General features: G+C 42.7%; 9 protein-coding genes. 8 read left to right on the top strand and 1 reads right to left on the bottom strand.

The genetic code is table 11. The features are described 5' to 3' along the window. The 5 genes from T541_RS21750 to T541_RS0117575 form a co-directional block, all read left to right on the top strand. Window positions 1-218 (top strand): hypothetical protein (locus T541_RS21750; protein WP_034467905.1); only part of this gene is annotated, 218 nt, incomplete at its 5' end. Next, window positions 188-1,255: a sensor histidine kinase gene (locus T541_RS0117560; RefSeq protein WP_026653874.1), complete on the top strand. Its 1,068-nt coding sequence runs from the start codon at window positions 188-190 to the stop codon at window positions 1,253-1,255. The genes T541_RS21750 and T541_RS0117560, both read left to right, overlap by 31 nt. Before the next feature lie 132 nt (window positions 1,256-1,387). Then, entirely contained in the window at window positions 1,388-2,083 is a 696-nt protein-coding gene (locus T541_RS0117565) for an ABC transporter ATP-binding protein (protein WP_026653875.1), read from the top strand. Beyond that, window positions 2,080-4,659 carry an ABC transporter permease gene (locus tag T541_RS0117570; RefSeq protein WP_026653877.1) on the top strand — a complete coding sequence of 860 codons (2,580 nt, stop codon included), beginning with the start codon at window positions 2,080-2,082 and terminating at the stop codon, window positions 4,657-4,659. Before T541_RS0117565 ends, T541_RS0117570 begins: the two co-directional genes overlap by 4 nt. 762 nt (window positions 4,660-5,421) lie before the next feature. Continuing rightward, window positions 5,422-5,997, top strand: coding sequence for a hypothetical protein (locus T541_RS0117575; protein WP_026653878.1), 576 nt, complete (start codon window positions 5,422-5,424; stop codon window positions 5,995-5,997). Between the two features lie 54 nt (window positions 5,998-6,051). Here the strand turns inward: T541_RS0117575 and T541_RS20940 are convergent, their stop codons facing one another. After that, window positions 6,052-6,894: a helix-turn-helix domain-containing protein gene (locus T541_RS20940; protein WP_026653879.1), complete on the bottom strand. Its 843-nt coding sequence runs from the start codon at window positions 6,892-6,894 to the stop codon at window positions 6,052-6,054. A gap of 255 nt (window positions 6,895-7,149) precedes the next feature. Between T541_RS20940 and T541_RS0117585 the strand changes: the two genes are divergently transcribed. From T541_RS0117585 to T541_RS0117595, 3 genes are all read left to right on the top strand, one after another. Beyond that, on the top strand, window positions 7,150-8,304 hold the full coding sequence (locus T541_RS0117585) for a Gfo/Idh/MocA family protein (RefSeq protein ID WP_026653880.1): 1,155 nt from the start codon (window positions 7,150-7,152) through the stop codon (window positions 8,302-8,304). 60 nt (window positions 8,305-8,364) lie between these two features. After that, window positions 8,365-9,219, top strand: coding sequence for a sugar phosphate isomerase/epimerase family protein (locus T541_RS0117590; protein WP_026653881.1), 855 nt, complete (start codon window positions 8,365-8,367; stop codon window positions 9,217-9,219). Window positions 9,220-9,408: 189 nt separating this feature from the next. Then, a complete protein-coding gene (locus T541_RS0117595) occupies window positions 9,409-12,255 on the top strand; it encodes a SpaA isopeptide-forming pilin-related protein (protein WP_081780020.1) in 2,847 nt (948 codons plus the stop codon). The last annotated feature ends 62 nt before the right edge of the window (window positions 12,256-12,317 follow it).

Consider the following 12,317-nt stretch of genomic DNA (forward strand, 5'->3'; position numbering starts at 1 on the left):
AGACAGAAAAAGTAAAATTTGCAGGCTTAAAACAAGGAAAGTCACAAATCAAGCCTGCCATCAGAGAAAACAAAAGCAAGATTTGCAGGCTTAAACAAGGAAAGTCACAAATCAAGCCTGCCATTAGAGAAAATAAGAGCATAACTAGTAGGCTTAATGCAAGTAATGGAGTCTGGGAGAGAAGTGAATGTACAAAAATAAAGAATTTAGATGGATGATAATTGCGGCAACTGTGGTTACAGTTGCTCTTTCTATATTTGGATATGCGCTAGTTGGGGCAGCAGAAGCAAAAGAAAAAGGAATATGCAGCGCCATGGCAGCTATCCTGTGCCTGATTCTGGGCGGGGTACTCATAGCTCTTTTTACAGTGGCTACTAAGAGGCGGTACGAGGACATTGACGCCCTGAGCACATACCTGGTGAAGGTCTTGGCAGGGGAGGAAGCCCCTAGCATCCTGGATCAGGAGGAGGGAGAGTTGTCGCTCCTTAAGACCAACATCTACAAGGCCACATCCACACTGAATTATCAAAAAGAGCTATTGTCAAATGATAAGAAGGCGCTGGCGGACGCTATTGCTGACATCAGTCACCAGCTTAAGACGCCCCTTACTTCCATGATGGTGATGAATGATCTTCTTAAGACGGAGAGCGATGAGGAGAGGCGACAGGAATTTCTTCAGACTCAGTCCAATCAGCTGGACCGCATGAGCTGGCTTATTCAGACGCTGCTTAAGCTTTCCAAGATTGATGCGGGAACAATTACCATGAAGCCAGAAGAAGTACAGGCAAGTCAGATGGTTGCAGATGTGCTGAAGCCTTTTGAAGTGATGATGGATGTGAAGAATATCAGTTATTCAGTGAATATGTCTGGAATAGCTGATGACAACAATGCCAGTGCAGCAGACGACCAGACCATCAAGTGCGACCGCAACTGGACCATTGAGGCTATTCAGAACATAGTAAAGAACTGCATCGAGCACATGGAGGAGGGCGGAAAGCTTTCTGTGGCATTTGAAGATACCAACATCTACAAGCAGATTGTGGTGGCGGACACCGGCTGCGGTATTGCTAAGCAGGATATTCCTCATATTTTTGAGCGCTTTTATAAGGGAAAGAATGCCGGGAAGGACAGTGTGGGAATTGGACTTGCCCTTTCTAAGACCATCATTACAAGCCAGCATGGAGACATAATTGTGGAGAGTACAGAGGGGGTAGGAACTAAGTTCTTTATCCGCTTCTACAAGACAATTATCTGATACAGACAAGACTTGGAAATTCAAGCATTTCAGCTTGTCTCTGAATGTGACAAAAAAGTAATAAAAATAGTCACCTGATTGTAATATGCGACCTGTAATCTGATATCAGATTACAGGAAAGGAGTAACAACAATGAACATTCTTGAAATTAGAAACTTATGCAAAGTATACGGCACAGGGGAGACAAGAGTTGACGCTCTTAAAGATGTCTCTTTTGACATAGAGCAGGGCGAATTCGTGGCCATCGTAGGTCCATCCGGATCCGGAAAGTCAACACTGCTCCATATCCTTGGAGGCGTAGATGTGCCATCATCAGGTGTTGTGAATATCGCAGGAACTGATATCAGTAAGCTTGACGAGACAAAGCTGGCCATCTTCCGCCGCAGGAACATCGGCCTTATCTACCAGTTCTACAACCTGATTCCAATTCTTAATGTAGAAGAGAACTTGACACTGCCTATTCTTCTTGATGGCAAGAAGCCAGATAAGGCTTTGTTAAAAGATCTAGTGGAGAAGCTTGGACTTTCCAAAAGACTTAAGCACCTTCCTAACCAGCTTTCAGGTGGACAGCAGCAGAGAGTATCAATTGGACGAGCACTTATGAATCACCCAGCTCTCCTTCTGGCAGATGAGCCAACGGGTAACCTGGATTCTGAGAACAGTAAGGAGATCATAGCTCTTTTACGCAAGTTCAATAAGGAAAATAACCAGACAGTTGTCATTATCACTCATGATGAGAGGATAGCTCTTTCTGCAGACAGAGTCATTACAATTGAGGATGGTCAGATCACTCGTGATTCCAAGAAAGCTGGGGTGATGGCATCATGAATATCGTATCAAAGCTGACTCTCAAGCACCTTCTTGAGAACAAGAAAAGATCTATCGTAACAATCCTGGGAATTGCCACATCTACAGCACTTATAAGCGCTATTTTGCTGGGAGTATTTTCTTTCTTTAGCTTCTTTGGACAGATCTCGATCCTGACTTCAGGATATGCTCACGCAGCTTTTGAGGAGGTTTCTGAGGAGCAGTATAAAGGTCTCTTACAGGATGATGCCTTAAAGACCGTGGGACTTAGAGCCCTGGAAGAAGAGAAAACCGGAATAAGGCTTATAAATGACCAGCCCGACAGATTCAGGATTGGTAATATCGATCACGCCAACCAAGCAAGCTATGAGATGCGTGTGATCTGCGACTATGAGGGCGAACTTCCTAAGAATTCATCTGAGATCGCAGTGGAAGAAGCCTTTCTTAAGGAAAATAACCTGGACCTTAAGGTTGGTGATACCCTTACCTTTGAACAGGGATACAGATATATGGAAAACGACGAGGAAGGCTTTTACTACCTTGGTGGTAACTACCGCTCCGAGGAAAAGTTTGAGGCAAAGTCTGTGGATACCTGCATAATTACCGCTATCCTTCATGGCAACAGGCCTACCAAGGACTGGGATATATTAAGAGGTCTTGATGACGGGTATTATCCTGAACAGGAAGATGCTGAAGTTTCCATGATGCTTGCAAAGTGCGATACCTCCTCCATTAAGCAGATCAAGAATCTTGTTAAGAAGTACGGTATCCAGAAGTATGAATACAACTCTGAATACTTCATCAGTATCTTTGCTCTGGAGGGAAGCTCAGGAGCATACAGTGAAATGTTTGTTTTCCTTGGAGTTGCTCTAGCCATTGTAATTGCAACATCAGTGGTTCTTATCTTTAACTCCATCGGAATGTCTCTTACAGAGAGAATGCGCTATCTTGGCATGCTGGCCAGCGTTGGAGCCACATCAAGGCAAAAGAGATTTTCAATTTACTACGAGGGATTTATCCTGGGACTTATCGGTATTCCTCTGGGATTATTGATGGGATATATAGGAACAAAAATAACGCTTGCTATCCTTGGAAGTAAGATCCTGGCTGCAGATATCCTGGCTGGAGCAGAAGGAATGAGAGGCACGATACCTATTGTATGTGAGCCTCATGTGGTAGCTCTGATCATCTTTTTCTCAGGCCTTACAATTCTTATATCCAGCCTTATTCCCGGACTTAAGGCAGCCAGAATAATGCCAATCGATGCCCTTAGACAGAGCAGTGTCATTAAGGTTAAGGCTAGAAAGCTCCGTGTTAATCCTTTGATTCGTAAGATTTTTGGATATGAGGGAGAACTGGCATACAAGAACATTAAGAGAAATGGTGTAAAGGGAACTGTCATCACAGTATCCATCGCGGTTTCAGTAATTCTTTTCCTTTCCATCAACTATGTTTGCAACTCAGTACAAAGAGCTAATTCCTATGACTTTAATATTCCATACAGCGTGATTGCTTCCTGTTCCCTGGAAGAAAGCGATAAGCTTCGTGAAGCCATAGTTGCCATGGATGATGTTGAGGATGTTTACTGCGCATACATGATCTCTTTTTTATTTCAGAAACCCTCCAATGATCCCGATGCAGTGCTGGCTAATACTGACATTGCCAATAGAGATTACCTCACAGATAATTTCAAGAACGTGGATTTTGGCGCCATGGCTGTGGTGGTTATTGATGATCAGTACTTTGATAAGCTCCTTGCTGACAACGGTCTGGAAAAAGAGAAATACTATTCAGGAACTTTACGCGGTGTCCTTTTAAATGACATGTTCCACGAAAAGAAAAGTAGTGAGGTCTTTAATTCAGGAATCCTGGGTCAGAGCCTTCACTACGATGAGACAGAGGGCTTCCCTCCAGCAGTAGAGGTGGCAGATTTTGTTGAGTATGATTCAGGAAATTTTGTCCTTGATTTTGTTCCCAAGGGATCTATGGTGGTGTATGTTCCAAAGTCAGTTTACTTTGAGGAGGCAGCGGAAGTAATACCAGCGGACAAGCTTTCATTGGACTTTGGCGTAAAGACAGATAATCCTAAGGAGGTACATGCCAGAATTTATGAGCTTTTGCAGCAGGATGGATATCATAATTACTACTGCTCAGATCTTTCAAATCTGGCAGAAGCCATGGATACAGTAACTCTCATGCTTAAGACAGCAATGTATGGTTTTTCAACCCTCCTTACACTGATTGCCATTGCCAATATCATTAACACTATTTCAACAGGCGTTCTTCTTAGGAGAAAAGAGTTTGCCATGTACAAGTCAATTGGAATGGCCAGCGGCGGATTTAAGAAGATGATCAGACTTGAGACTCTTCTTTATGGAATCAAGGCTCTTCTCTACGGTATTCCAATTTCACTGATCCTTAGCTACCTTATGTACAACTCCTTTGATTCAAAGCTCTACTCCTTTGATCCTGATTACCTTATGTATGTAATCGTAGTGGCAGTAGTATTTGCAGTAGTTGGCCTTAGCATGCTGCTTAGTATCAACAAAATTAAAGATGACAATATCATTGATGCACTTAAAGAAGACGCAGTGTAATGGGATTGCGCTGAACTGGGGGCGAGTCAGGTAGTGGTGCTGAAGTTGATTGTTAATTAGAAGGTAATGATTAGCAAGCGACTGGATTATGTATTAGTGATTACTAGGAGATGTCTGGGATAATTCGGGCAAAATACGAATATCCTGGCAAAATACAGAAAATACGTGTATTGGTTGATTTTTCTGTACGGTGAAACCTTTAGATTATTTTGGGAGGCGCGAAAACACAGAAAAAGAGGATGTGGTCAGCTATTTTCTGTACAGCTACAAAAATGAAATGGCTTGAAATACAGAAATAACTAGGTGTACATCAAATTTTCTGTATGGCTAATAACATATTGAGCACGACTAATACAGAAAACTGGGAGTTCATCCCAGTTTTTCTGTATTATAGATGGTGTAGAAATTTGCATAGCTATTCTTGGTACAGAAAAATCAGTACTACCCCTTTATTTTCTGTGTTTTCTCCATTTTCAAAATTGAGCTTGTACAGAAAAAACAAGGGTGTTCCTTGTATTTCTGTATTTTTGGTATATACGAAATAGAACCTGTACAGAAAAAACGCGATACTGCCTTATTTTCTGTATTTGTGTTCTTTGCAACAAATTCGCGCCTGTATTTGTATATATAGTGAAAGCAATTACGGGAGGATAGATATGAATGCTACTTTGGCTTTAATTATTTGTTTTGCAACTAGTATATTATGTTTTTTGGATGTTAGTGTTCCTCGTATGAAATGTAATCGGGAGATTATGGCTATGTATGTTGGGTACAGATCATATGGGATTGTTTAAGAAAATAATGGATGAAGGTCAATATGATCCCAATGTCCCCAAGAGAGGCAGACAGGAAGTATACTTTCTTATGTACTTTTTCCTTTCTGCAGTTCTTATAATACGTGGAATAGTGCTGATCGTTAATCTTGTTAAGGGCGGCGATTACAGTGACTATCTTATGTACTGCAGAATAGCAGCAGACTTCTTCTTTGGCATAACACTGTTTTTAGCTGGCCTGGGGAATCTGGCGGATTTTCTTGCACATGTCAGATACTACAAAGCTAACAAGACTATAGTAGAGAAATGGGAAGATGTAAGTGTTGCAGGCCTTACCTTTGTGCTGATCAACATTTTGCCACTTCTTTTGTTTGGCTGGATACTGTGGGTATCAATTAAGCAGGGGGATGTGGAGTACATCCATCTGTTTACAATAGTTGATTCCATCTTGGCCGGAATCTTTGTTTTAGGCTTTATTGTATGGAGATGGGCAAAAGGCGTGGCTCGCAAGATTGAGACTCATAATCAATATGATTACTATAAACGCAGAAGAAAGCTGGGATGATTTCCCAGCTTTTATTTTTCAAAAACAAGTCAACTAGAACCGTCCCCATTGACTTTATTTTCCATATTGGCTAGGCGAAACCCCTACGTTTTTCTTAAAGGTCTTGAAGAAGTAGGCGTAGCTTGAGTAGCCCAGCTTTTCCTGAACTTCTCGGACGGAGAAACCCTCTCTTAGCAGATTCTGAGCGGTACTCATTTTAAGGAGTGTGATGTAGTTACCAAGGGATGTGTGGACATGCTTCTTAAAAAGCCTTGAGATGTAGTCTGGGTTAAAGTTAAAGTGGTCAGCCAAAGAGGAGACTGTGACGCCTTCGTAGATATTGTCGTGGATATAGGCGATGATCTCGCTGACCTTCCTTTGGGCCTCCGAAGCCCGATATAGCGCCTCTTTCCTAGGAGCAACTGAATTTACCACGCCATCTATTTCTGTTAAAAGAGAAAAGAAATCCGCCAAACTCTCTGGGGTACAGGCATTTCTGTGCCCTAGCTGCTTGTCTAAAGCTTTCATTATGCGCTTTTCCTGGGCATTCTTAAGTGTGATCAGGGTAGGCTCTGCATCTTTCCGTAAATAAAACACCGTCTGATCCGAATTTCCAAACACATCCTCAAGCCATTTCACCTGGATATTAAGAACATATCTTTCATACACCGCGTCCTTCCTGTGATAGAGCTGATGCACACAAAAAGGCGGCACAATAATCAGCGTCCCAGAGGGCACTTCCACAACCCTGTCATTAAGGATAACGTCTGGAAGGTCTGACAGAGTAAGATAGAGCTCCGCTGCATCGTGAGAATGCGGGCCTATGGGAACTTTTGGAGAGTCATTTCTGTAAGCCAAATTAAATGGGCTGGCCTGGGTTATGAAGGGATGCTCTTGTGATAGTTTGGTTGTTTTCATTAGTGTTCTCCAGCGGTATGGTATAGGTTTTCGGTTGCTGAATTATTACTGGTCAAGCCATCATAGTATAAGTGTATGGTCGGAAAATTACATAAATCAAGTATTTTATGTACATATTATATCTCAATAATTCTTTATACAATACTTTTAGCAGGAAAAATGAAAGTTAAGAGCGTTAATAATCTACGCAAGCATGTAGAGAATAATGAACAGAGAACTGGCCAAGAAATGAGTAGAGAATAAGAAGGAGTTCACATGGAGAAGGTAAGACTTGGAATAATCGGAATTGGCGGCATGGGGACCAACCACGCCAGGAGCCTTTTAGAGGGCAAGGTGCCAGACATAGAGCTGACAGCCGTAGCGGACGTAAGACCTGAGAGACTAGAGTTCGCAGCAAAAGAGCTGTCTAAGGACCTTAAATGCTACGACGACGGCAAGAAGCTGATAGATTCTGGAGAAGTAGATGCAGTGCTTATTGCAACGCCACATTACTTCCATCCTGAGTTTGTAGAATACGCCTTAACTCACGGTGTCCACGCCCTCAGCGAAAAGCCGGCAGGAGTCTACACTAAGCAGGTTAAAGAAATGAATGAGGTGGCAGCAAAGAGTGATAAGGTCTTTGCTATCATGTTCAATCAGCGCACCAACTGCGTTTACAGAAAGCTTCATGAAATGATTCAAAGCGGCGAGCTGGGCCAGCTTAAGCGCATGAACTGGATAATCACAGACTGGTACAGAACTCAGAGCTACTACGATGCAGCAGGCTGGAAGGCAACCTGGGCAGGAGAAGGCGGCGGAGTACTGATCAATCAGTGCCCTCACCAGCTTGATCTTCTTCAGTGGCTTTGCGGCATGCCTACTAAGGTCAGAGCTTTTTGTCATAATGCAAAGTGGCATGACATCGAGGTTGAGGATGATGTGACTGCTTATCTTGAATTTGAAAACGGCGCAACCGGTGTATTTGTCACAACTACCGGCGATGCCCCAGGCACAAACCGCTTGGAGCTTACCTTTGAAATGGGCAAGATAGTATGCGAGAACGACAAGCTCTTTTACGACAAGCTATCTGAAAGCGTACTCACTCACTGCAAGACCGAGAAGGAGGGCTTCAAAAAGCCAGATTTTACAAGAATCGAGATTGAGACTGACGGACAGAACGAGCAGCACATCGGAGTTTTCAAGGCCTTTGCAAACAAGATCCTTGGAAAGGGTGAACTGATCGCAGAAGGCGCAGAAGGCATCAACGGACTTACTCTTTCTAACGCCATGTACCTTTCATCCTGGCTTGATAAAACTGTGGAGATTCCATTTGATGAGGATCTTTATCTGGCAGAGCTGGATAAGAGAAGGGCTACGTCTAAGCTTAAAGAGGATAAGGGCATTGTCTTCGATACTACGGGAACTTACTGATGTGGTCTCAATTGAATACATATGATCAGCTAATACATAACAATTACAAGAGGAAATAGCATGAGCAAGAATTACAAACTTACAGGCTTTGCCGATGAGATTTCAAACAATTTACAGGAGCAGATAAGCGGCATCAGGGGCCTTTCCATGAATCACATTGAGATGAGGGGCGTGGATGGTGACAACCTGATTTTCCATACAGATGACAAGGTAAAAGAGATTAAGAAAAGGCTTGATGATGCGGGGATCACCTTGTCAGCCCTTGGATCTCCACTAGGTAAGATCGGGATAACAGACTCTTTTGAAAAACACTTTGAAGAGTTTAAAAGAGCTACAGAGATTGCCCACATGATGGAAACGCCTAATATCAGAATGTTCAGTTTCTACGTTCCAGAGGATAAGCATGCTGAGTATAAGGGTGAAGTATTTGACCGCCTTGGCAGATTCGCTGACTATGCAAAGAGCAACGACGTGGTGCTTCTTCATGAGAACGAGAAGGGAATCTATGGCGATAAGGCAGCAGAGTGCCGCGAGATTATGGATGAATTCTATGGTGAGCACTTCAAGGCAATTTTTGACTTTGCCAATTTTGTTCAGTGCGGGCAGGATACTCTTGAAGCCTATGACCTGTTAAAAGACTTCATTGTTTATGTCCACGTCAAGGATGCCCTTAAGAAGGACGGAAGTGTAGTACCAGCAGGTCTTGGTGACGGCAACGTTGCTGAGATTCTTGGAAAGCTTTTTGACAAAGGCTTTGATGGCTTTTTGTCACTTGAGCCTCACCTCTTTGATTTTGTGGGCTTTGCAGACCTTGAGCAGGCAGCCGTATCAATTAAGACTGGCGAAGGCAAGAAGCTAACTGGACTTGAAGCCTTTACATTGGCTCATTCTGCATTACTTAAGATTTTGGAGTGAGAATCGCCTTGTTTAATGGCAGATTATAAGGCTTTGGATAATTATGAGTCCTTGAATATATTGTATTTTAGCGGTAAGATATATACATGATATTGTATATATCTTATCGTTTTTCTATTTTTGACTATTACGACATGTGGAAACATTTCTTTGCTGACGGGAATAAATAGGTGTTAATTGAGGGTTACTATGGGGGAACGCTTAAACAGGCGAGGGAGCCTTTGTTTAGCAATTATTCTGGTATCATTATCGATACTATGTGCAAATAAAAATCCTTTGATATCCCACGCTGCTAATACTATTGAGGTAAATGCCGGTGATTATTCTACTTCCGATGATATGACAGTGGCAATCCAGGCAGCCATCGACAGCGCGGCAGATGGGGATACTATCAGCCTTTCTGGCACATTTTATATCAATGATGTGATCACAATTTCAAAAGAAATAACTCTAAGTGGTGGGGTACTTGATGGAAGCGGCTATCCAACTGATAAAACCTCGGAGGCACAGCTCTTTTTAATAAGTGGTTCTGGGGCTAAAGTCACATTTAGTGGTGGAATCACGGTTCAAAACTTTGATTGTACAAAAAGAGCTTCAGATGTAACTGTTTCGCCTATTGTAATAAAAAATGGGGCTGAAGCCATTGTTGAGAGCGGTACATACAGCAATAACGTTGGACAATTCGGCGGTGTTATGAATGCCTATGGTTCAAAGCTGACAATAAATGGCGGAACTTTTTCCAATAACAAGGCTGAATGTGGTGGAGCGATTCTGTCAGGAAAATGGGAGAAATTTGTGGAAATTTCATCCCCAACAGATCCTTCGGAGCTGATTATAAATGGTGGAACTTTCACTGGAAATACTGCAGGAATTTCTGTTGATGAAGGCGGCTTTCAGGCATTAGTTGATATAGCAAATCAGATAAGTATTGGAGGCGGAGCCATCTGGACCAGTGGTGGACTTCAGGTGCTTGGTGGAAACTTTACTAACAATACATCCCTTCGAAGCTATGGAGGAGCTGTGTTTGTTAATTCAGGCACTGATAATTATATTTTGAAGGGGGTAATGGAGAATAATACTGCCCAGAAGCTTGGTGGGGCTGTATATACCGAAGAAAACTCCATAACCTATTTTGGAAAATCCTGTATCCATGATAACAAAGCAGGTCACTTTGGTGGTGGAATATGGTTATGCCCTTCAGGTCAGGGCGATTTCAGTACACTGGGATTTGCAGCAGTATTTGATAATGTCGCTAACCTTGACTATGATGGAAACTTGATTTCTGATGGAAGCGGGGGATTAACTTATCAGTATCCCGAGATCTTTTTTGACTTCACAGGGGGACCATCAGATCCTGACGTTAGGAAAACCTATATTGGCTCTGCAGCAGGAAATGATTTTGCAATCATGTATCCTAATAAATCCAGTGGAGGACCAAAGTCTTCAATTAACCTGGCTGCGAATTGGTTTACTGGTACAAATGTTATATGGAGAGAAGATGGTAGACCTGCCAACAATGCCACAGGATATTATTACTACGGTAGATATAACACTATAGATCCAACTGGCCAATATAGTGGATTTAGAATCGATGGAGACAGAAGTGATTATCAAAGTGATTTTACTGATGGAACCGATAGGAAATATGATCCTTTAGACCCGGATGAGGATTCAAGTACGGATGATGCCCATGCGCTGGCCTTGGAGGCAGTGATTTCTGATGATGCAGATGGTACAGTGGCTCAGAAAAAGGCTGCAGCTATGGATAATGATCCAAGTACGCCAAATCACGTTAATCTTATCATGAGCAATAACACTGCTTATTTCTCAGGTGGAGGCATTGGAACTAACGGTCATATCGTATTCCAACAGTTTGGTAATCTAACATGGCTTAAGAGGGATAGTGAGACAGATCTTGCTATTGCAGACAGCTGGTGGAAGCTTACATATCCGGATAATTCCTCAAGGATTATAAAAGATAATGTGACTGTCAACGATGATGAATACGCAGCTGATCAGGATAGCAGAGATGGAATCTTTACAGTAAAGGGATTGCCAGCCGGTACATATAAGCTTGTGGAAGTAAAGCCTAAGAGCGGTTATGCACTCAATCCTTATGTGTACACTGTGATAATTACAGATGAACAGGCTTATGGTATTCCAATAATTATCGTGTATGTAGATGGTGTTACGGAAGAACTTGCTAATGTTGGAGATCAGGCAAGTCTCGATGCAGGTATTATCTACAATTATAAAGCGCCAAGTGTTAAGGTAACACTTACCAAGAAGTTGACAGAGCCTGCAAGTGCAGGCACCTATTCATTTGTTATTTCTTCAGATGGTGCCACCAGCTTAACTGGTGGAACACTTGTGGATGGAATGGGCGATTCTGTAACAGATATTCCAATGCCTAAAGCAGATATTTATACTACGGCTCCCAATACTATTAGTACTGGAAATATGGAGGTTGGAGATTCAGAGACTATATATTTTGGAGAGATAGAGTTCTTTTATCCAGGAAAGTATTATTACACCATCACAGAGGTGGAAGATCCAACTAAGTATGTGAGCGTGATAGTTACAGTTGATATAGACCATTCTGTCAGCTACGACCTGAATCCTGATTTGACAGGTAAACTGTATGCTACGGTTGTGTATGACGGTTCAACGGCTATTCCTATAATCTACAACGGCGATGAGCCAACACCTCCAACGCCGCCATCACCACCATCTCCACCAGGTGGCGACACACCTCCAGATAATCCGCCGGGTAATGACAAGCCTCCGGGAGATACTCCTCCGGATTCGCCTCCTGGTACTCCACCTGGTACACCACCAGGAACTCCTCCAGGAGATGGCGAGTACGAAGATGTGGATGCTGAGCACTTTGGAAGTGCCAAGGGCAGAAACAGAGACAGAAATACCGGGGATTTGCTGGCTACCGACATTGATGGCAGAGTCCTGTGGATTGTCATGGCCGGTGGGGTGATATATCTGCTTATGCTGGGATTAGATGAGAATAAGAGAAGAAACTGAATATTGAGTGTATTGCTGACTTTCAGGGCTGCCTTAGCGAGATAAATGCTAAGGTGGCTCTT

This window comes from Butyrivibrio proteoclasticus P6B7, from assembly GCF_000622085.1.
Lineage (GTDB): Bacteria > Bacillota > Clostridia > Lachnospirales > Lachnospiraceae > Butyrivibrio > Butyrivibrio proteoclasticus_A.